The sequence below is a fragment of the Mesorhizobium sp. C120A genome, assembly GCF_030323105.1.
Taxonomy (GTDB): domain Bacteria; phylum Pseudomonadota; class Alphaproteobacteria; order Rhizobiales; family Rhizobiaceae; genus Mesorhizobium.
The window spans coordinates 3145543-3167279 of the sequence record NZ_CP100476.1; the positions used below are offsets into that span (position 1 = coordinate 3145543).

At 64.2% G+C, this 21737-nt stretch carries 16 protein-coding genes and 1 pseudogene; 7 read left to right on the forward strand and 10 right to left on the reverse strand.

What is annotated here, in order from left to right:
- Positions 1 to 26: 26 nt before the first annotated feature.
- From NL532_RS15195 to NL532_RS15210, 4 genes are all read right to left on the reverse strand, one after another.
- Entirely contained in the window at positions 27 to 1220 is a 1194-nt protein-coding gene (locus NL532_RS15195; protein ID WP_023696481.1) for a beta-ketoacyl-ACP synthase, read from the reverse strand.
- A 55-nt stretch (positions 1221 to 1275) separates the two neighbouring features.
- Positions 1276 to 1557 carry an acyl carrier protein gene (locus tag NL532_RS15200; protein WP_010909964.1) on the reverse strand — a complete coding sequence of 94 codons (282 nt, stop codon included), beginning with the start codon at positions 1555 to 1557 and terminating at the stop codon, positions 1276 to 1278.
- Positions 1558 to 1766: 209 nt separating this feature from the next.
- Positions 1767 to 2315, reverse strand: coding sequence for a histidine phosphatase family protein (locus NL532_RS15205; RefSeq protein ID WP_023670442.1), 549 nt, complete (start codon positions 2313 to 2315; stop codon positions 1767 to 1769).
- A gap of 98 nt (positions 2316 to 2413) precedes the next feature.
- A complete protein-coding gene (locus tag NL532_RS15210; RefSeq protein WP_023744739.1) occupies positions 2414 to 5428 on the reverse strand; it encodes a caspase family protein in 3015 nt (1004 codons plus the stop codon).
- Between the two features lie 145 nt (positions 5429 to 5573).
- Here NL532_RS15210 and NL532_RS15215 point away from each other — a divergent pair, with 145 nt between their 5' ends.
- The 3 genes from NL532_RS15215 (at position 5574) to NL532_RS15225 (ending at position 9419) form a co-directional block, all read left to right on the forward strand.
- The gene (locus tag NL532_RS15215; protein ID WP_023670444.1) at positions 5574 to 6524 is read left to right on the forward strand and encodes an AEC family transporter; all 951 of its coding nucleotides are present in this window, start codon (positions 5574 to 5576) and stop codon (positions 6522 to 6524) included.
- Positions 6525 to 6742: 218 nt separating this feature from the next.
- On the forward strand, positions 6743 to 8200 hold the full coding sequence (locus NL532_RS15220) for an NAD-dependent succinate-semialdehyde dehydrogenase (RefSeq protein WP_023714372.1): 1458 nt from the start codon (positions 6743 to 6745) through the stop codon (positions 8198 to 8200).
- A 193-nt stretch (positions 8201 to 8393) separates the two neighbouring features.
- Entirely contained in the window at positions 8394 to 9419 is a 1026-nt protein-coding gene (locus tag NL532_RS15225; RefSeq protein ID WP_023714373.1) for an aldose epimerase family protein, read from the forward strand.
- Between the two features lie 4 nt (positions 9420 to 9423).
- Here the strand turns inward: NL532_RS15225 and NL532_RS15230 are convergent, their stop codons facing one another.
- A complete protein-coding gene (locus NL532_RS15230; RefSeq protein WP_023829379.1) occupies positions 9424 to 10344 on the reverse strand; it encodes a sugar kinase in 921 nt (306 codons plus the stop codon).
- Here NL532_RS15230 and NL532_RS15235 point away from each other — a divergent pair.
- Together NL532_RS15235 and NL532_RS15240 are read left to right on the forward strand one after the other, a co-directional pair.
- Positions 10268 to 10942, forward strand: coding sequence for a FixH family protein (locus tag NL532_RS15235; protein ID WP_245260578.1), 675 nt, complete (start codon positions 10268 to 10270; stop codon positions 10940 to 10942). The genes NL532_RS15230 and NL532_RS15235 overlap by 77 nt on opposite strands.
- 4 nt (positions 10943 to 10946) lie before the next feature.
- On the forward strand, positions 10947 to 12146 hold the full coding sequence (locus tag NL532_RS15240) for a cytochrome-c peroxidase (protein WP_023829378.1): 1200 nt from the start codon (positions 10947 to 10949) through the stop codon (positions 12144 to 12146).
- Position 12147: 1 nt separating this feature from the next.
- Here the strand turns inward: NL532_RS15240 and NL532_RS15245 are convergent, their stop codons facing one another.
- Positions 12148 to 12600 (reverse strand): Lrp/AsnC family transcriptional regulator, encoded by a 453-nt coding sequence (locus NL532_RS15245; protein WP_023688158.1) that lies wholly within the window; start codon positions 12598 to 12600, stop codon positions 12148 to 12150.
- Positions 12601 to 12763: 163 nt separating this feature from the next.
- Here NL532_RS15245 and putA point away from each other — a divergent pair, with 163 nt between their 5' ends.
- Positions 12764 to 16372 carry a bifunctional proline dehydrogenase/L-glutamate gamma-semialdehyde dehydrogenase PutA gene (putA, locus tag NL532_RS15250; RefSeq protein WP_023815476.1) on the forward strand — a complete coding sequence of 1203 codons (3609 nt, stop codon included), beginning with the start codon at positions 12764 to 12766 and terminating at the stop codon, positions 16370 to 16372.
- 87 nt (positions 16373 to 16459) lie between these two features.
- Entirely contained in the window at positions 16460 to 17524 is a 1065-nt protein-coding gene (locus tag NL532_RS15255) for a glycosyltransferase (RefSeq protein ID WP_023829377.1), read from the forward strand.
- 45 nt (positions 17525 to 17569) lie between these two features.
- Here the strand turns inward: NL532_RS15255 and hmuQ are convergent, their stop codons facing one another.
- The 4 genes and pseudogenes from hmuQ to NL532_RS32395 form a co-directional block, all read right to left on the reverse strand.
- Positions 17570 to 17884 carry a heme-degrading protein HmuQ gene (gene hmuQ / locus NL532_RS15260; RefSeq protein WP_023688161.1) on the reverse strand — a complete coding sequence of 105 codons (315 nt, stop codon included), beginning with the start codon at positions 17882 to 17884 and terminating at the stop codon, positions 17570 to 17572.
- Positions 17885 to 17939: 55 nt separating this feature from the next.
- Complete coding sequence (locus tag NL532_RS15265) at positions 17940 to 19031, reverse strand: energy transducer TonB family protein (protein ID WP_245270318.1); 1092 nt, start codon at positions 19029 to 19031, stop codon at positions 17940 to 17942.
- Position 19032: 1 nt separating this feature from the next.
- Positions 19033 to 19467: a hypothetical protein gene (locus NL532_RS15270; protein WP_023821471.1), complete on the reverse strand. Its 435-nt coding sequence runs from the start codon at positions 19465 to 19467 to the stop codon at positions 19033 to 19035.
- A 5-nt stretch (positions 19468 to 19472) separates the two neighbouring features.
- Positions 19473 to 21625, reverse strand: a pseudogene (locus tag NL532_RS32395) (TonB-dependent hemoglobin/transferrin/lactoferrin family receptor).
- Between the last annotated feature and the right edge of the window lie 112 nt (positions 21626 to 21737).

A 21737-nucleotide genomic window follows, 5' to 3' on the forward strand; every position in this document is an offset into this window, starting at 1 on the left:
TTGCAGCATGATCGCGCAGCGCTGCTTCAAGCAGCAGCGTTGACCAGAGCCATGCCCTCGAATTGGTGATAGCCGATCGCCGTTGCGATCACGGTTTCGGGAATGCCTTCGAACGGCTTCTCGGCCGCGGCGTCGAAAACGGGGTAGGCGGCCTTGCGGTCGACGGCCAGGGCGGCGAGGGCGACCGCGAATGGAAACTGCGCTTCCTTCATATGCCCGGTCAGCGTCGCGAAGCCGCGCGCCGATATCGCCGGATTGGCATCCAGCGCTGCCTTTTCGGCTGACGTTGCGGTATGCGCCCCGGATGCGCCCGACAGGGCCAGCAACTTGCCGTTCGGGAGAGCCGCCTGTTTGAGCAATGCCGCGATCTCGGCGTCAAGCTCGCCGCGCGAGCGCCGGGCGCGGCCTGAGATGACCGGTCCGAGCTCGGCATAGATTTTCCGCCCACGGCTTTGCGCGTGTTCGCGCTGCTCCAGCACCAGGAAGGCGCCACCGGAGCCGGAGACCAGGCCGCCGCCCTCGGCGCCCTGTCTCTGCCAGACCGGCTTCCATGGGCCGCGATGCAGATAACCGGCCAGCTCATAGCCGAGCAGCATGTCGGAATGTTCGGTCTGGAAGGCGCCGCCGACCAGTATGTGCGTCGACTGTCCGGAGCGGATGCGCGCGGCGGCGGTCTCGACGGCGGCGACGCCAGCACCTTCCTCGCCCATGAAGGTCCTCGACGACCCCGTCACCTTGTGGACGATGGAGATGTTGCCGGCGAGCAAATTGGAGAGCTGGGCCAGGAAAAGCGTCGGCCGCAATTCGGTGGTCAGTTTCTCGTTGAGCAGCACGTCGCGGTCGTTGCGGCTCTCGGACGCGGCGAGGATGGCGGCATCGACCGCCTCGTCCCGCTCGCCGCCGCCGGCGGCCACCACCATGTCCATCGTCGTGCAGAGATCGTCATTGCCCTTGATGCCGGCGTCGTCCAGCGCCATGCCGGCGGCATAGGTGCCCAGCCTCTGCCAGGTTTCCATCTGCCGCTGGTCGCCGCGCTTGGCGATCTGCAGGTTCCAGTCGATCTCCGGCAGGGGATGCACGGTGTAGGGCGCAAAGCGCGCGGCTTCGAGCACCGGCTGCAAGCCGGGCTGCGCCAGCTTCTGCCAGTGGGTATCCGGACCCTCTCCCAGCGAGGAGACAAGGCCGATACCGGTGATGACGACGTCGCGACGGCTGCTCATGAGCGGCTTTGTGGGTCAGGCGGCGCAGCCCGTCAAGGCCGCGCGCCAGCCGATATCAGGCGGTCTTGGCGGCGACCAGCGCGTCGATCTTGGCGCACAGGTTCTTCATGACGAAGTAATCGTCGGTCGAAGCCTTGCCGTCATTGACTTCCTGGGTCCACTTTTCCAGCGGCACCTTGATGCCGAATTCCTTGTCGATGGCAAAGACGATATCAAGGAAATCGAGACTGTCGATGCCGAGATCGTCGATCGTGTGGCTCTCGGGAGTGATGGTGTCGATATCGATCTCGCTGGTGTCGGCAATGATCTTGGCGACTTTGTCGAACGTGGTGGACAAGGGCTCTTCCTTCGGTTGCGGGCGGAATCTGTCCGCATCTGGTTTGGGCGCTGTCTAATCGGTTTTTCCCGGCAGGAAAAGGCCTGATGCGCCGGGCGCAGATGGGATGGCCCTTCCGTGAAGACAAGAAGGGCAGCCCGACAAGCCGGCGGCCCTCCCAGTTGACGTTACGTCAGCTCAGTTTTCGCGGAGCTTGACCACTGGCTTTCTCAGAACGTGACGCGGCCGAGCACGCGCAAGCCATCGCCCTGCGGCTCGACCACCACCGCTTCGCCCTCGCGCGGCGAGACGCCGGTCAGCGCGACGATGTTTTCGAGATGCGTGACCATGACCAGATTGTCGGAACCGGTGTAGGCGCGGATTTCCTTCATCACCGCGTCGAGCTGCGCGGCCTTCTCGGTCGGATCGCTCCTCAGGAGGTCTAGCGGCGCAAAGAGCTCCGGCTCCGCTTCGAAGGCGATGCGGGCAGTGTCGAGGCAGCGGCAATAGCGGCTGGACAGCACCCGCTCGATGGGGGCGGCGCGGGCGCCGAACAAGGCGCCGATCTTGCTCGCCTGCTGCTTGCCGCGCGCCGATAGGTTGACCTGGGTGGCGCAGTTGTCGATGACGAAATTGGCGGGGTCGGTGGTGCCGGTGACCAGTGCATGGCGAAGCAGCACGACATGGCCGCCGTCACGCAGCAGCGCCCAGCCGGCGTCGGTCGCGTGGGCGACGGCGGGAACAGCAAGCAGGAACAGCGACAGCACAAACCGAATCATCGAAACCTTTCCGGGAGCCGGATGCCGCTCCGGTCATTCTGATATAGGGATCGGAAAGCCGGCACAAAGACAAGCGAAAGGCGAACCCTCGGTTCGCTTCACATTTTCGCCATTTGCTTCTTCGCCAGCTCGATCTTCTGATCGGTGAGCGGGATAGGGATCGTGTAGCCGGCTTCGGTGAAGCCCTGCTTGGCGTTCTCGAAGAATTCGATCGCCTTGAGATATTCCGGCTTGCCCGCGCCATAGCTGGCGCGGTTCCAGTGGACGTCGCCGATATTGTTCTGCTCGAAGGCCCACTGCAGCGGCTGACTTTCGCGCGTAAACACCTTCAGCGCCGCCGTGAACGCCGCTTCGGCGTCGTTGAGATATTTGTCGGTCCGCTGGAGATTGCCGAGATTGAGCAGGCTCATACCGATGCCATTTTGAGCGTTGGCCCAGTCGACCGGCGCGGCCTCGATGGTGAGTATTTCGAGCGCTGCCCGCCGCGCCGCAATCGAATCCTGCAGCGTCTTGGCATCGCCATTGCTCATGCTCAACCAGTGCAGCGTCGAGCCCAGGCCGGCCTGGGCCATTGCCCATTGCCGCGGGTTGGTCTCGCGCTTGTACTCGCGCAACGCATTGCCGTAGGCGTCGACCGCCTCGCTGTAATGCTCGGGCTTGTCGGTGACGCCGCCGAGAAGCTGCAGCGTGTTGCCGAGATTGTAGTAGCTCATCGCCCAGTCCTGCGGGAACTTCCGCCTGACATAGACCTGCCGTGCCGCCTGGAAGGCTGCCGCCGACTGTTCCAGCTTGGCCGCATCACGCGTGCGCTGGCCCAGCGTCTGATAGATCGAGCCGAGATTGTTCTGGGCTGACGCCCAGTCCATCGGGAAGCGCTTGCGGGTAAACACCGTCAGAGCGTCGTCATAGGCAGCAGCAGCTTCTTCGAGCGTAGCCGTGCCCATATCGAAGCGGGCGATACCGCTCAGCGCATTGCCCAGGTTGAGGCGGCTGGTCGCCCAGGACACCGGGAAAGTTTCGCGGGTTCGCACTTCCAGCGCGGCGCGAAACGCGTCGGCCGCCTCGTTGATCTTCGCCTTGTCGTTGAGCTGGATGCCAAGCGTTACAAGCGTGTTGCCGAGATTGTTCTCGACCATCGCCCATTCCACGGGTGCTTTCTCGCGTGTGTATTCCTCAAGCGCCAGCCGGTAGGCTGCTTCGGCCTGGGTGAGATGCTCGCCGGCAGGCTCACGCTCGGAGAGTGCATAGAGCGCGAGGCCTAGATTGTTCTGCGAACCGGCCCAGTCCAACGGCAGCTTGTCGCGCGGACGCTTCTCAAGGGTGGCGCGCGTCGCCGCCACCGCTTCATTGAGACGCTTCGGGTCGCTCTCGCGTTCGCCGATCTTCAGAAGCACGTTGGCCAGGTTGTTCTGCGCCGCGGCCCAGTTGCGGTCGTCCTTCTCGCGCTCGAACACCACCAGCGAATCGCGGAAAATCACCGCTGCTTCTTCGAGATGCGCAGTCTCGGTTTCGCGCTCTCCAATGGTCTGCAGCACCACCGCCATGTTGTTGCGGGTGATTGCCCAGTCGCGATTCTGTTCGCCGTTGGGGATGAAGTTCAAGATGGTGCGATAGGCCTCGATGGAGTGCTGCAGCGCATCGAGGTCGCCGGTGGCGTAGCCATGAGCGTTCAACGCCTCGGCCTCCTGGTTCTTGTAGTTCCAGCGCAGCTTTTCGTCCCACTTCTCGACCAACGAATACGCCTTGGCATAGTCGTTGGCGGCGGATTTGTAGTCGAAGACCAGCGCGGCGGCGTCGGCGCGTTTGGCATAGATGGCGGCGTCGGCGATGCGCTTTTGCCGGAGCAGGTCCTCGGCCTCGTCGACCGCACCGCTGTTTTCCTCGATCCGGCCGACCGCGTCGTCGAGGAATTTGCGCGCCGTCACCATGGCGCCCTGGCCTATGGCCTTGTCGGCGGATGCGACCAGGCGACTGATCTCGGGATCGTCGGTGCGTAATGCGGCGCGCTCGGCCATCATCTTCTTCAGACGCTCGGCCTGGCTGTCCAGCACCTTCTGCAGGTCGTTGGGATCCTCAGGGATCTTTTCCGTGCCGAGCGCCTTGAGCACGCCGTAGAGCGCGTCAAGGGGCACGCCGTCCTGCAGAGAAGCCAACTCCACCTGAGCCCGTTTGGGATCGGGCAGGTCGGAAATGGTCAGCAGCAATTGCCGCCGCTCACCGGTGATCAGCCCGTCGTCGCCGGTCGGTTCCGGCGGCGCGACGCCGAAATAGAGCAGGCGACGCAGACTCTCGCTGACCCAGGGGCGCTGCTTTGCCTTGGTGTCGAGATAGACCTCCTCGGTGACCATGCGCATGACCGAGCCGAATTCCGTGCCTTTCATCGCGGTGAGGTGGCGCAGCAGGGCGGCGGCGTAGGGGCTGTTTTCGCCGGCGGCGCCATCAAGTGCGGGTCGGCCCGGCTCAGCGGCGAAGCCGACCACGGTTCCCAGGCTGGCATTATCCAATGAGGCATCGGCGAGGGCTTTTGCGCCGCGCACCGGTTCCAGCCCGCCGGCGCCGACAGGCTCGGCGGAAGCCGTCGGCCCGCGTCGCACGACCGCGTCCGGCGGAAACGGGTTGGTGCGGCAGGCGTCAAGCAGCACGATCGTCACCGGCACGGTCTTTTTCAGCTCGTCCATGACGGCTGAAATCGGCACCAGCGCCTCACCAGCATTTTTCAACGACGAGACGTCGGCATCGACCGGCACCAGATAATTCTCGCCGCCCGCCTCGATGCCGTGGCCGGAATAATAGATGAAGGCGACGTCGGCGCCTTCGGCGTCCTCGACAAACCGATCGAGATCGCGCTTCAGCTTGGCGGCATCGCGATCGGTGACGTTGCGGGCGTCGAAGCCGAGGTCGGTCAGCATCTTGGCCATGTCGCGGGCGTCGTTGGCCGGGTTGGCAAGGGCTGCGATGTGTTTGTATTTCGACTGGCCGATGATCAGCGCCACGCCCTTGAGACTTTTGGTCTCGGCGGCCTGGGCCTCAGATACGCCAAGGCAAAGCAGTATAGCGACGAAACCCGCCAGCCACCCCTGTCTGAAATGACGCTGTTTCGGCGTCGCAACCATTCGCTGTGTGTCCGCCCTGATGATCCCAAGCCTGTATAGCGCTGCCACCCGACCATGATCAAATTCAGGCGCCGGGCGGATCGAGGATCAGTTTCTGAAGATCATGGCGATTGCGCTGGAATCCGGGCTCGCCTATCCCTGAAAAATGTCTCCGCTTACCGAAACCGTTCTTTTCGTCTTCAGCCTCGTTGCGCTCGGCTATGTCACCGGGCTCACCGGCTATCTGAAACCGGCCAGCGGGGACGGCATCTCCGAATTCGCCATCAACGTGGCGATGCCGCTGCTGCTGTTTCGGACGATGGTGAATTCCGATTTCCACGGCGTGGCGCCCTGGTCGCTGTGGGGTGCTTATTTCGCGGCGGTTGCAATGACATGGGCCGCCGGCCATCTGGTGACGACACGGATCTTCGGGCGGGACGCGCGCACCGGCATCGTCGGTGGAGTGTCGTCATCCTTCTCGAATGTGGTGTTGCTGGGCATTCCCTTCGTTCTCGGCGTATTCGGGTCCAGCGGATTCGAAGTGCTGTCGCTGCTCGTTTCCGTGCACCTGCCGACCATGATGATGGCTTCGATCATCATGTTCGAGATATTTGGCCGCGGCGGCAGCGAGCCCGTACACCCGCTGCGCATCATCCAGAGCTTTCTGAGAAGACTGTTCACGAACCCGCTGATCATCGGCATCCTGGCCGGGCTGGCATGGCGCCTCACCGGCGCGCCGCTGCCGAACCTTGCGACGCGGCTGGTCGATGCGCTGGCTAACACCGCCGGGCCGGTGGCGCTGTTCGCCATGGGGCTCAGCCTGCGCCGTTTCGGCATTTCCGGTAACATCCGACCGGCGCTGGCGCTGTCGACGCTGAAACTGTTCCTGATGCCGGCGCTGGTGCTCGGCCTGGTCTGGCTGTTTGGCCTGCCGCCCTTGACGGCCAAAGTGGCGGTCGTGGTGGCGGCGCTGCCGTCCGGCATCAATTCCTATCTCATCGCCGTTCAGTTCAACACCGGCCAGGCGCTGGCGTCGAACCAGATGACCATCGCCACGGCAAGCGCGGTTGTTACAACCGCCTTTTGGCTGACGGTGGTGGTTCATGTCTTTGGGTAGGCTTGGTCTTCGGCAAGGCTGGGGCCCAAACTAATTTACATGTGAATTTTCTCTGGCGTTTGGCTGGCCCAAAGCCTATATGCCATCTTGCAATTGCTTGCCGAGCTTGCCCTAGGTAAAGAGCAGTGGCTCAGCGTGTCGGGCATCCAGGCCATTGCGCGCGCTCATCGAAGACATCCACAGACCGGCCCGTCAGTGCGCCGAACGGAGGCTAGACCATGCTGCAGAAAACCAGCCATTTCATGCGCCAGGCCAATCTCATCAATGGCGAATGGGTGCAGGCCGACAGCGGCCAAGCGGTCGACGTCAACAACCCGGCCACCGGTCTCAAGATCGGCACCGTGCCGAAGTCGGGCAAGGCGGAAACCCGCCGCGCCATCGAAGCCGCAAGCGAAGCCTTCAAGACCTGGCGCAAGACGACCGCGCTGGAGCGCTCGAAGCTGCTGCGCAAGCTGCATGACGCGATGATGGATAATCAGGATGTGCTGGCCGAACTGCTCACCATCGAGCAGGGCAAGTCGCTCGCCGAATCCAAGGGCGAGATCGGTTCGGCCGCCGCCTACATCATGTGGTTTGCCGAGGAAGGCCGCCGCACCTATGGCGATGTCGTGCCATCGCCGTGGGGCGATCGCCGCATCCTGGTGACCAAGGAGCCGGTCGGCGTCATTGCCGCCATCACGCCGTGGAATTTCCCCTCCTCGATGCTTGCCCGCAAGCTCGGCCCCGCGCTTGCCGCCGGCTGCACCGCCGTGGTCAAGCCCGCCTCGCAGACGCCGTATTCCGGCCTTGCATGGGGCGCGCTCGCCGAGGAAGTCGGCTTCCCAAAGGGCGTCATCAACATCCTCACGGGTGCTGCCGGCGAAATCGGCGACGAGATCTGCGCCAATCCGCTGGTGTCGAAGATCACCTTCACCGGCTCGACCGAGATCGGCAAGCTGCTGATCCAGAAGTCGTCCGTCACCGTCAAGAAGGTCTCGATGGAACTCGGCGGCAATGCGCCGTTCGTGGTCTTCGACGATGCCGACCTCGATCGCGCCGTCGCCGGCGCCATCACCGCCAAATACCGCAATTCAGGCCAGACCTGCGTGTGCACCAACCGCTTCCTGGTGCAGGCCGGCATCTACGACAAGTTTGTCGAGAAGCTGGCCGCTGCCAGCAATGCGCTGAAGGTTGGCTCGGGCCTGGAAGAGGGCGTGCAGCAGGGACCGCTGATCGACGTGAAGGCGGTCGAGAAGGTCGAGGAATTCATCGCCGACGCCACGTCGAAGGGCGGCAAGGTCGTTGCCGGCGGCAAGCGCCACGCGCTTGGCGGCTCATTCTTCCAGCCGACCGTCATCGCCGATGCGAAGCCTGACATGCGCTTCATGAAGGAAGAGATTTTTGGCCCGATCGCCCCGGTGTTCAAGTTCGAGACCGAGGAGGAAGCCATTGCGCTTGCCAACGACACCGAGTTCGGCCTTGCCGCCTATTTCTACACCGGCGACCTCGGCCGCGCCTTCCGGGTCATGGAAGGCCTGAAATACGGCATGGTCGGCGTCAATGAAGGCCTGATCACCACGCCGGAAGCGCCGTTCGGCGGCGTCAAGGAATCGGGCCTCGGCAAGGAAGGCGGACATCAGGGCATCGAGGACTATCTCGACACCAAATATGTCTGCATCGGGGGTCTCGGCCTCTAAATCATTGACGGGCAGGGCAGGCCGCGGGCCGGCCCTTGCCAGACGACATTCAGCCGGCCTGGAGCGGTTCAGCGTTTCACGGAAACGCCGAACCGCTCCAGTTCTTTGTTTTTTGCAATTCCGGACGGAAAACCGTTTCACACTTTTCCTGGAATTGCTCTAAGTCGATAGATCGACGAATTAGCATTTGGACATAGCGATGAAGGACGGCGAAGTCTTCGGCACGACGCAGGCGGGCGAACCCGTTCGCCGTTTCACCATCCGGGGCGGCGGCATCAGCGCCAACATCATCGGGCTCGGCGCAATCATCCAGGATCTGCGCCTCGCCGGCCACGATGCGCCGCTGGTGCTGGGCTACGACCGCTTCGAGCCTTACGAGACCGACCGGGCCTTCTTCGGCGCGGTCGTCGGCCGTTACGCCAACCGCATCCGCGACGGCCGCTTCACCATTGCCGGCCAGCGCTACCAGACCGAGCGCAATTTCCTCGGCAAGCACACGCTGCATGGCGGTTCGGAGGGCTTCTTCCAGCGGCCGTGGACGGTTTCGCTGCATGGCCGGGATTTCGTCACCCTGACCCTGCACGATCCCGAGGGCACGATGGGCTTTCCCGGCGCGCTCGACGTCACCTGCACCTACCGGCTGAAGATTCCCGGCACGCTCTCGATGGAGCTGACCGCCACCTGCGAGGAGCCGACGCTGTGCAATCTGGCGCAGCATTCCTATTTCAATCTCGACGATGGCGGCACCGGTGACATTCTCGACCACCGGCTGATGCTGAATGCCGGCGCCTATACGCCGGTCGATGGCGAGATGATCCCGACCGGCGTCGTCAAACCTGTCGACGGCACGCCCTTCGACTTCCGCCAGGCGCGGCCGCTGCGCATGGAAACGGAAGGCGAGCAGCTTCCCTACGACGTCAATTTCTGCCTGGCGTCAGCCCGGGGCCCGCTTCACCAGGTGGCGTGGGCGCAAGGCGCCAATTCCGGCGTCGAGATGGAAGTCTGGACCACCGAGCCGGGCCTGCAGCTTTACACCGGCCAGTATGTCGCGCCGACCTCGGGCGGCCTGGACGGACGGCGCTACAAGGCGTTTTCCGGCTTTTGCCTGGAAGCGCAGACCTGGCCCGACGCGCCGAACCGGCCCTATTTCCCGCAGGCCACGCTGTGGCCGGGCCAGATCTATCATCAGGTGACGGAATATCGTTTCAGGCTTCCCTAAGGTCTTAGCCCTCGAAAGCGGTTCTTAGAACCTCGAACGGCGCCAGCGCGCCTCGCACCTGCACGACAGCGGCGGCGACGCGATGCGCGCGCTGCACGGCATCCGCCGGGGCATGGCCGGCAAGCCGGGCGGCGAGATAGCCGCCATTGAAGGAATCGCCGGCGCCGGTGGTGTCGACCGGGGTGGCGACATGCTGGGCCGGAACCGGCTGCAGGGCTCCGCCAGTGGCGATCAGCGCGGGTTCCTCGCCATTCTTGACGACGACTTCGCCGACCAGTTTTCCGAACCGCTCGGCGGTCGCTTGCGATGCCGTGTCGCCAAACAGCATCTGCTCGTCGGGAAAGGTCGGCAGCGCGATGTCGGTGACGGCAAGCGCGTCGAGGATCGCGGCTTGCGCCTCCTCGCGGCTCTGCCACAGGCGCGGCCGGTAGTTGGGGTCGAAGGCGACGAGCGAACCGGCAGCCCGCGCCTTGGACACTTCCGCCAGCAACGTCTTGCGCGCGGCGGCATCCAGAATTGCCAAAGTGATTCCGGAAAAATACACAACAGCCTGGTTTTCAAGGCTTTTTGCCAAGGCGGCCGGGTCCGAGGCGAGCCGCCTGGCCGCCGCGTCGCTGCGCCAGTAGGTGAAGGCGCGTTCGGCGCCGGTCAAGGTGATGGCGTAGAGGCCGGGCCGCGCGCCTGGGATGACCGGGCTGGCGCCGATGTCGATGCCGTTTTCGGCGAAGAACGAAATCTGGCCCTGCGAGAAGGGATCGTCGCCGAAGGCCGAGACATAGGTCGCCGGCCGCTCGCCGCTCAGCGCATGCAGCGCCCACAGCGTGTTGAACGTGTCGCCGGCAAAGCCCATGCGCCAGTTCGGCCCGGCCTGGCCGGACAGCTCGAGCATGCATTCACCGATCGAAGCGACGCCGTCTGCTGCCATGTATCTGTCTCCGGATCAGTTCGCTGCTGTAGCTTTTTGCGGCCGGCAGCGCCATGCTTGGCGGCGGCGGTTTTTTGCGCCAGAAGCGTTTTCCCACAGAAGCGGCGGGACGCGAATTGCTTCCCGAGACGTTATGCCCAGAAGAGGAACCGGTTTGGCATCGATATGGCGTTATCTTCTTGCGGGCGTTGGTCTGGCCGGCTTGCTGGCTGGCATATTGGCGATCGTCTATCTGACCGCGCCGCAGTCGGCGCCGGGCCCGGATATTTCGCGCTCGAAGAAGACGGCGAACGGCTTGTTTGTCGCCAGCATTCAGCCGGAACGCGGCGTTATCCGGCAAGGCGAACTGCAATCCTGGTTGCTGACCCTGAAGACGGTCAACGGCGATTCCGTGGAAGGTGCGGCGATCTCGGTGTCCGGCGGCATGCCGCAGCACAATCACGGCTTGCCGACCAGTCCGCAGGCGACCGATTATCTTGGCGAGGGGCGCTACAGGATCGAGGGGCTGAAATTCACCATGAGCGGCGTGTGGCAGTTGCGCTTCGCCATTTCGGCGGCGGCCGGTTCCGACACGGTCGTCTTCAACGTGGTGCTGTGAGCGGATGAACGGCCTGTTGCGCCTTCTGGCATTGGCGGCGGTCGTGCTCGTTGCCGGCTGCGGCAAACCGGATTTTTCCGATGCCGAGAAGAAGACCATCGCTTCGCTGGCGCTGAACACCTTGCCGGCGCTCAAACCCGACACCACCAACCGCTTCGCCGACGTGCCGGCCGCCGCCGCCCTGGGCTCCACTCTGTTCTTCGATCAGGGGATGAGCCGTGACGGGAACGTATCCTGCTCGACCTGCCACAAGATCGACCGGCAATTCCAGGATGACCTGCCGCAATCCGTCGGCGTTGGCCGAACCAACAGGCGCTCGATGCCGCTGGCCGGCATTGCCCGCAATCCGTGGCTCTTCTGGGATGGACGGCGCGACAGCCTGTGGGCGCAGGCGCTGACGCCGCTGGAAAACCCGCTTGAGCAGGCGGGGAACCGCGCGGCCTTCGCGCATTACATCCAGAAGCGGTTCGGCGAGCGCTATGAGCGCATCTTCGGGCCACTGCCGGATCTTTCCGCCGTGCCGGCCAACGCCAGCCCGCTCGGCAATGAGGCCGAGCAGGCGGCGTGGAAGGCAATGACCGCGGCGCAAATGGACGACGTCAACCGCGTCTTTTCCAACATCGGCAAGGCGATCGCCGCCTTCGAACGGTCGATCGAACCGGCACAGACGCGCTTTGACCGCTTTGCCATCGATCTTGCGTCAGGCGCCAAGCCGAAAGCCGACGATGCCTTTTCGCAGGAGGAGATGCTCGGGCTGAAACTGTTCATCGGCAAGGCCAATTGCGTCACCTGCCATAACGGCCCGCGCTTCACCGACAACGCTTTCCACAACACCGGCGTGCGGCCGGTCAGGGATTTGCCATTGGATCGCGGCCGTTTCGATGCGGTGGCCCAGGTTCAGGCCGACCCATTCAACTGCTTCGGCGCCTTCCGCGATGGCGACGCCGGCGCCTGCGGAGAACTGCGCTTCATCGTCAAGGCAGCACCCGAACTGATGCGTGCCTACAAGACGCCGTCGCTGCGGGGCGCGGCGACACGGCCGCCCTATATGCATGCCGGACAGTTCTCCACGCTGGAGGAGGTGGTGGCGCACTACGCGAAGGCGGAGGCGGCCGTTGAAGGCACCTCCGAAGTGCACCCGTTGCAACTGTCGGACCGCGAACGCGCGGCGCTGGTGGCGTTTTTGAAGACGCTGTCGGAGTGAGCTAGCGATCCTTCACCGTCTCCATCGCCACGAAGGTCGAGGTCTGGGCGACGTGGGGGAGCGCCGAGATGCGCTCACCGAGAACACGGCGATAGGCGGCGATGTCGGTGGTACGGACTTTCAGGAGATAATCGAAGCTCGACGCCATCATGTGGCACTGCTCGATCTCCGGCACGGCCTGCACCGCGCGATTGAAAGCATCGAGCGCGGCCGAGCGTGTGTCCGACAATTTGACCTGGACGAAGGCGACATGACCTTCGCCCATGCGCTCGCGATCGATGATCGCCTGATAGCCCCTGATATAGCCGTCCTTCTCCAGGCGCTTCACCCGCGCCTGCACCGGCGTCTTCGACAGGCCGACCTTGCCGGCCAGTTCCGACATGGACAGCCGCCCGTCGCGCGCCAGCGCCGACAGGATGTTTCTGTCGATGCGGTCCAATTGGTCTCCTGTCACGGATATCACAGTCCATCTGATAACAATTTAGCCGCATGATAGACCGCTCGGCCTGCCATGTCGATTTCTTTGGACCGGCCGAAAATGCGGCTCTGTGCTAGCTTGCGCCATTCGGTCCGGCGACCGCCGGCCCGCTCCCAGATGCTTGCTCCGCAGGACCGCCATGCCGCTCGACACCATCCGCCAGCAGATCCGCGCCAACTACCTGCCCGACGAAGACGCGGCTGTGAAGCGCCTGGCTGCCGCGACAGAACTTTCGGCCGATGACCGCAAAGCCGTCTCGGCCCGTGCCGCGGATCTGGTGCGCGCGGTGCGCGGCTCGTCCGACCCGCGGCTGATGGAGGTTTTTCTCTCGGCCTACGGCCTCTCCACCAAGGAAGGAGTGGCGCTCATGTGCCTGGCCGAGGCACTGCTGCGCGTGCCTGACACCGAGACCATGGACGACCTGATCGCCGACAAGATCGCACCGCATGACTGGTCGGCGCATTCGGGCGGTTCGAGCTCGATCTTCGTCAACGCCTCGACCTGGGCGCTGATGCTGACCGGCCGTGTGCTCGACGAAGGCGAGGGCGGCATTGAAGGCACGCTGCGCTCGATGGTTCGCCGGCTGGGCGAACCGGTGATCCGCAAGGCGGTCGCCGCCGCCATGCGCGAAATGGGCGAGCAGTTCGTGCTCGGCCGCACCATTGCGGAAGCCGTCAAGCGCGGCAAGTCGATGATCCAGAAAGGTTATCTCTATTCCTTCGACATGCTGGGCGAGGCCGCCCGCACCGAGGCCGATGCGCTGCGCTACCTCAAGGCCTATGCCGACGCGATCTCCTCGCTGGATTCAGGCTCCAACGGTCCCGATATCCGCCAGAACCACGGCATCTCGGTCAAACTGTCGGCGCTGCATCCGCGCTATGAAGAGGCACAGAAGGAAAAGATGCTGCCGGTGATGGCCGAGCGGCTGCTGTCGCTGGCGCTGGCCGCACGCCATTCGCGCATGGGCCTCAACATCGACGCCGAGGAGGCCGACCGGCTCGACCTGTCGCTCGATGTCATCGAGCGCGTGCTGGCTGAGCCGGAGCTTGCCGGCTGGAACGGCTTTGGCGTCGTCGTCCAGGCCTACGGCCCGCGCGCGGCCTTCACAATCGACTGGCTCTATGCGCTGGCGAAAAAGTACGACCGCAACATCATGGTGCGGCTGGTCAAGGGCGCCTATTGGGACACCGAGATCAAGCGGGCGCAGACGCTGGGGCTTTCCGGCTACCCCGTCTTCACCCGCAAGGCCAACACCGATGTTTCCTATATGGCCTGCGCTAGGAAGCTGCTTGGCATGACCGACCGTATCTATCCGCAATTCGCCACGCACAATGCCCATACCGTCGCCGCCATCCTGTCGATGGCTGACAACCGTGACGCTTTCGAATTCCAGCGCCTGCACGGCATGGGCGAAGCGCTGCATGAGACGGTGCGCCGGGCCGAAGGCACGCGCTGCCGCATCTATGCGCCGGTCGGCGCGCACTCCGACCTCTTGGCCTATCTGGTTCGCCGCCTGCTGGAGAATGGCGCCAACTCCTCCTTCGTCCATCAGCTCACCGACGAGGACGTCGAGCCGGAGGATATTGCGCGCGATCCGCTCGAGACGGTCGAGAGCCAGGGCCCCGCCGCCAATCCGGCAATCGCTCGTCCTGCGACGATCTTCGGCGCTGGTCGGCGCAACTCGAAGGGGTTCGACATCACCGATCCGGTGACGCTGGCGGCGATCGACAAGGCCAAGGCGGCCTTTGCCGGGCCCGAGCGCTGGCATGCCAAGCCGATGACGCGCGCCGCCGGCTACGGCAAGCAGCGCCCGGTGGTCAATCCGGCAAAGCCTGCCGAGATCGTCGGCACGGTCGCCGAAGCCGCTGCCAAGCAGGTCGCGACCGCGGTGCGCTTTGCTGTGGAAGCGCAGCCGTCCTGGGCGAAGCGTCCCGTTGCCGAGCGCGCCGCCATCCTCAACCGCGCCGCCGACCTCTATGAGGCCAATGCGGTCGAGTTTTTCGCGCTGGCTACAAGGGAAGCCGGCAAGTCGCTGGCCGACGGCGTGGCTGAAGTGCGCGAAGCCGTCGACTTCCTGCGCTACTACGCTGCCGAAGCGGCCAACAACGAAGCGGGCACCGAGGCGCGCGGCGCGATCGTGTGCATTTCGCCGTGGAATTTCCCGCTCGCCATCTTCACCGGCCAGATCGCGGCAGCGCTCGTCACCGGCAATTCGGTCATCGCCAAGCCAGCCGAACAGACCCCGCTGATCGCCTTCCGCGCCGTCGAGCTGCTGCGCGAGGCCGGCGTGCCGGAAGATGTCATCCAGCTTCTGCCGGGCGACGGTCCGTCGGTCGGCGGACCGCTAACTGCGGATCCGCGCATTGCCGGCGTATGCTTCACCGGCTCGACCGAGGTTGCAAAGCTGATCGAGAAGCAACTGGCCGAGACAGCCGCGCCCGACGCCATGCTGATCGCGGAGACCGGCGGTCTCAATGCCATGATCGTCGATTCCACAGCACTGCCCGAACAGGCGGTGCGCGACATTCTGGCATCCGCCTTCCAGAGTGCGGGTCAGCGCTGTTCGGCGCTGCGCGTGCTCTACGTGCAGAAGGATGTCGAGAAGAAGATGCTGGAGATGCTGAAGGGCGCCATGGAAGCGCTCACCATCGGCGATCCCTGGCAGATTTCGACCGATGTCGGGCCGGTCATCGATGACGAGGCGCAGGAATCGATCCGCGAGTATTGCACCAAGATGGGGCTGCAGGGCCGGTTGATTGCCAAACTCGAAGCACCGAAGGACGGCCGCTTCGTTGCGCCGCATGTGTTCCGGGTCAAAGGCATCGAGGAGATGGAGCGCGAAGTGTTCGGCCCGGTGCTGCATGTCGCCAGCTTCGACGCCGACGGGATCGACGCCGTCATCGCCGCCATCAACCGCAAGGGCTATGGCCTGACCTTCGGCCTGCACACCCGCATAGAAGGCCGCGCCCAGCATTTCGTCGACGGCATCCATGCCGGCAACATCTATGTCAACCGCAACCAGATCGGCGCCGTCGTCGGTTCGCAGCCCTTTGGCGGCGAGGGGCTTTCGGGCACCGGGCCGAAGGCCGGCGGGCCGCATTATCTCCGGCGGTTCCGCAAAGGGCCGGAGGCGGGCACGGAGATTGCCGAGGGCCACAAGGTGACTGCGACCGAACTCGCCGACAATCTGCCCGATCCGACGCTTGGCGGCTGGTCGACGCGGCCGGATCGCATCGCCATCTTGAGAAAGCATTTGCGTGGCAAGGGCGCTGCAGCCATCGGCGCTGCAGCCGCCATCGATTTCGGCCAGGTCGACCTGCCCGGACCGACCGGCGAGGCCAACACGCTGTCGCTGTCGCCGCGCGGCCGGGTGCTGTGCCTCGGTCCGGACGCCGAAACGCTGCTTGCCCAGACGATCCAGGCGCTGGCCGCCGGCAATGCGGTGCTGGCCGTGGCGCCGGGCGCGCCGGCAGCACTGTCGGCGCTGACCGGCAAGGGGTTGCCGCTGGCGGCCATAGACGGTCGGCCAGACCCAGTCGAAGCGCGTTCGCTGCGCGTCGATGTCGTCGCCTTCTCGGGCAGGCCCGAGGCGGCGCGGATCGTGCGCAAGGTCATTGCCGACCGCAGCGGGCCGATCGTGCCGCTGGTCAGCGAGGTGCTCAACCCGGCGGCCTATGCGCATGAACGCGCTGTCTGCGTCGACACCACGGCTGCCGGCGGCAATGCCAGCCTGCTCGCGGCGGCCTAGGGGGCTTTTCGCGGCTCGCTTGCCTGCGTCGGGTTGCAAGGGTATGCGCAAGGGACAGAGAGCAACTCGAGCGGGGCAGCCGAACAGATGGAAGACACGTCCCGACCGTTTGAGCTGCCGCGCGTGGCGGTGGTCATCACTTGCTTCAACTATCGGCCGTACGTCGAACAGGCGATCCGCTCGGTGCTTGCGCAGACCTACCGGAATTGGGAATGCGTCATCGTCGACGATGCCTCGACGGACGGCTCGGCCGACCATGTCCGACAGCTTCTAAGGGATATAGAAGACCCGCGCCTGCGCCTGTTGGCGCGCAAGGAGAATGGCGGCCAGACCGCGGGATTCCGCGACGGCTTTGCCGCAACCGACGCGCCCTTCGTCGCGTTTCTCGACGCCGATGACGTGTGGCTGCCGGATTTTCTCCTCGCGCATCTGTCCGCCCACCTCAACACGACGCATTCGGCCGCACTGTCGAGTTCCGATGTGTTCCTTGTCGATGGCGACGGCACCTTGCTGGGCGGTACCTTCCTTGCCTTGCGCAAACCGCGGTCCGGAGCGGATCGCAATGGCGTCGCCATCGCGCCCGGTGGCCGGCTTGCCGGCATGGCGCCCGGGATCGCCTACGCATCGGAGCATCCGGTAACCTATTTCGCACCTGCGGTGACGGGCTGGCTGTGGTCGCAATGCTCGGCGATCATGTACCGGCGTGGCGCGCTGGAACCGGTATTGTCCTTCCCGTTCAAGGCCAAGGTCGGGACGGATTATCTGACGGCGACACTCGCGCACCAGGCCGGCGGCAGCCTCATCCTGTCAGAAGGTCTCGGCCTCTATCGCCTGCATGGCTCCAACCTGTCCACCGGAACTGCCTTTGCCGGCGGCAATGTGCGGCAAACGCCTGCATACAGGAGCTACAGGAGCGTGTTGGCGGCGGATGCCGCAGACTATTTGCTGGCGAATTCTGCCTGGCTCAGCGATCTCAACGGGCGAAATTTCATACCTGCATTCCTGATGCAGCATGTGCGCCAGTTCCCGGAGCTGGCCGGTGATCCGCGGTTGGCGCGCTACCTGACACGCGGACAGCCCTGGCGGCGGCTGCGCCTGCACATTGCCCAGTGGCTTCGGCGACTGGGCGGCCGGAATTCAACCGGAACATGACGGCATCTGCAGGTCGTCAGATCTCGTCGACGGGTGAAATCTCAATCAGGCGCCTTCGACAACCGAAAAGCCTTCGAACTGCGGATGGCCGAGATAATGCACCTTCGAGGTGCCGGTGTTGCGATGGGCGGCGCGAAAATTCTCGGATTTGGTCCAGGCGACGAAATCCTCATGGCTTGCCCACACCGTGTGCGAGGCAAACAGCGTGTAACCCTCGGCCTCGTTGACCGGGCCGCGCAGCAAGTGGAATTCCCTGAAGCCTTCCATCTTCGAAAGGCTGGAATCGCGGTTCTTCCAGACATCCTCGAAGGCAGTCTCCGAGCCGTTCTGGACCTTGAAGCGGTTCATGGCGATGTACATTGGGCTTCCTCTTGAATTGGTGGACGACGACATTTGGCGAAGGTCTGCGAGCTGGTTAAAACGGACCGATCCGCGCCCTGAACACCCAACTTGATAATCCGGTCTCGGGTGGAATGGGCGGGAACGGGGCTTGCTGGCGCACCAGTTTCAAAGCGAATTGGTCTAGCTCGGCAGACCCTGAACTTTCGATAAGCTGCAAGTCGCTGACGCTGCCGTCGGCCATGACGACGAAATAGACCCTGGCATTGTTGCGAGCCTTGGCTTGAACCGCCTTCGAAACGTGGCGGTTGGCGCGGACAAGCTTGTTCTGAACTTCAACGCTGTAGCCGGATTCCATCGAATTGCCCGCCGCGCCCTGTTTTCCGCCTTTGCTGGCAACCGCCGTTGCCTCGCGCTCCTCGCCATCTGCCGTGCCGCCAGTCTCTCCCGGTATTGGTGCGCCTGATATTGATGTACTTGGCCTCGGGCTTGGGACTGGTGGCCTCGCGGTAGGCAATTCAACGGCAGGCTCATTGGCGGGAGACGCCTCCGAACTATGCGTTTGAACCGGTGACGGTGCAGGCGTCTCACCCTCCGGGGCGACACTTTGATCATCCGGGATGGCAGCCGTCGGTGCATCCGGAGCGACGACTACCTGCTTGGCAGCTTCCGGCGCAGATTTGGGCGCCGCCGGCTCCTCTACGGCTTGAGGCGCCTCGGTTTGCGGCGTGGGTTGGACGGGGTTGGCCGGCTGAGGATCGGTTACCAGGGTAACATCCACTGCGTCGGGTACCGGGTTTTGCAAAGCGGTGCCGAGGACGTCTGCGCCTGATCGATCGGCGCCTTCGGCCTGTATTGCCTTTCCGGTATCGAATGTCCCGGCGGGTGCGACCATGAACGCCGCTGCGGCAGCGGCATGGAGCAGGCAGGACGCGACGATCGCCACAGTCCATTTGCGGTCCGCGGCCGCCGGCTGTACGAGCTCGTCCATTGTTATCGCCGGTTCGTTGCCGGCGTCGGGGAGGGGGGTGATGTCCTGCATGGTTCGCGGCGAGACCTGCCGCGAGCGCGGCGGGATTGTCAAATCAAGATCGGTTGCCGGCCATAACGGCGGAGCTGCGACGGGTCGTGTCGCATTGTCGTGCAGGAAGGCGGGATGCAGACCCACCTCAAACGCCGAATGCGATACCGGTCTTGGTCTGCGTCTTCAGGCCGCGCATGCAGGCGCCCGGTTCGACGCCGGCGCATTCGGTGGCGCTGTTGATCAGCACGCGGCTGAGTTTGGTGCAGTCGGTGCCGGCGAGGTCGAAGCGGATCACCTTGGTCTTGCCGGCCGGCAGGTCCTTGAAGTCGAGCACGCTCAGGCGGTCGACCACGCCGGCCTCGTTGAACAGCGCGATTTCGAAAGCCGCCTTGGACAGATCGGCGCCGAGCGCATTGTTGACGACGAAGGTCAGCCGGCAACCCTTGTCCGAGGGCTGCGCGGCATTGAGCTCGAGGCTGAGTTGCGGAGCCGGCGCGGACTGAGCCCACGCCGGCATCAAGCCAAGCGACATCGCCAGCGTCGAGGTCAGGAGCCGAAGCGATGCCGTCAAACTTGTCATGGGTGTCAGCCTCCAAAGCGCATGGTTGCGGCCAGCTTCAGCGTGATGCCGGGTTCATAGATGACGGCGGTGGTGCCGCCGTTCAGCGGGTTGGTGTATTTGACGTCGAACAAATTGTCGGCGCGGAAGTCCACCTTCAGATTGTCGGTGGCCTGGTAACTGGCGAAGGCGTTGACCAGAGTATAATCCTTGGCTACGGGGTTGCCCTTCGGCTTGCCGTTGTACTGCACCTCGCCGCCGACGGTCAGCTTGTCCTGAAGGAAGCGGAAGCCGAGCTGCCCGGTGACCTGCGAGGACGGGATGGTGGCAAGGTCGGCGCGCTCACCTTCATCGGAGATGGTGTGGCCGTTGGTGATCGAGGCGGAGAGCCCGGCATAACCCCAGGCGGCATCGTAGACGCTTTCCAGTTCGAAGCCGTTTATCTTGGCCTGGGCGACGTTCTGGTACTGGAAGCAGATCGGAATGCCGGGGCCGAACGGGCAGCCGCTGGTCGGGTCGAATGCCGACAGTGTGACGCCTTCGATGTAGTCATCGACATCGTTGTGGAAGTAGGCGGCCTTGAGCCGGAACGCGTCGCCGGCCTCGATGAGGTCGTTCAGCTTGTAGTTGACGCCGAACTCGGTGGTCTTGCCGGTTTCAGGCCGCAGGTTTGGGTTGGGCAGGAACGGGAAGGTGACGCCTGCCGGATGGTTGCCGCTGATCAGCGTTTCGGTCAGCGACGGCGAGCGGTAGCCTTCCGCGTAGGTGCCATAGAACTGCAGGCCCGCCAGGCTGGCGCTTTCGAAAGGCGTGACACCAACGGTGATGCGCGGCGACAGACGATCACCTGACGTTTCGTGGGTGCTGTCTTCGAGGCTGTAATTGTCGTAACGCAGCCCGGCAATGACCTCGAGCCAGTCCCAGGTGAGCTTGTCCTGGATGTAGGCGCCCGAAACACTACGCTTGCCCGATGGGGTGTAGAAGCTGTCGCCGCCGGCGTGCCGCCGGTCTCGACATCGTCACCCACCCAGTCGCCGCCATAGGTCAATTCGTGCGCAACACCGGCTGTTTCGAAGCGCGACGTGTTCCAGATGTCGACGCCGGCCGTGCCAACGTCGAAGGTCGAGGTCGAACCGACGGGCAGCAGCACGGGAAGGCCGGTCGACGGATCGAAGCGGTTCTGCGGGACCAGCGTGGTGAGGTCGAGATTGGTCTTGTTGTAGGAGGCGTTGATGTGGAGATCGAGCCAGCTCCTGGCGTCGTCAGTGATGTTGTAGCGGGCGGTGAAGGTGTTCGACTTCAGGTCGACGTCGTTGGCCGGCACGCCGCCGCTGGTTTCCGTCCAGCCGTCGCTCGAGCCGACCCAGCCGAGCTTCAATTCGCTGTCTTCGCTGGGGCGGATTGTGGTCTTGAGCAGGCCGCTCAGCAGGTCGAAGCCGGTGCCGGCGACGGTGTCGCCGCTGCCATTCTTGTAGTCTCCGTAGTCGCGGTAGACGATGTTGCCCAGCACATCCAAATCGTCGTTGAATTTGTAGGCGCCGCTGGCACTGGCGGTCCAGCCCTTGCCGTTGCTTTCATAGCGCCCGGTGACGGAGCCGGCCCAGGTTTCGCCCGGTCTGAGGAAATCCACCGCATCCTTGGTGTCGAAGAAGACGACGCCGCCAATGGCGCCGGAGCCGTAGGTGTTGGCGGTCGGTCCGCGAATGACGTCAACGGATTTGATGAGCTCGGGATCGACATAGAAGGTCGACTGCGTGCCGTGGTCTGAGCGCTGGAAATTCTGCCTGGCACCGTCGACGATGACCGCGACGCGACCGAAATCCTGCAGGCCGCGGATGTTGATGCTGGAGCTGACGCGTCGCGCATCGGCCTGCACGGCGACACCAGGCACACCGAGCAGCATTTCGTTCGGCGTCGTCGCCATGCGGCGGTCGAGCTGTTCCTGGTCGACATGGCTGGCTGAGGCCAGCGATTCGATTGCCGTCTTGCCGGTGCGGCTGATGACGAGGATCTTGTCCAGCAGGGTCGCGCCGGCGGGCGCCGGCTTGGTGTCCTCGGTTTTCCTGGTCTGGTCGGCCTGGTCAGCGGCCGGCTGAGCGGCCTGCTGAGCGCTGGCCGGCGATGTCAGCAGCGCGATCGTCGCTGCCCCCGCAAGCAAGGCTGCCATTGCCTTTGCCATAGGCCGATGCACCGGATCGGCGTTCGCCAGACCCAGTCGTCCACAATTTCCCAAGCCCATGCCCCAACTCCAAAATTCCAGGTTCGATGCTGGCTGGCTTGGTGCTCGCTGG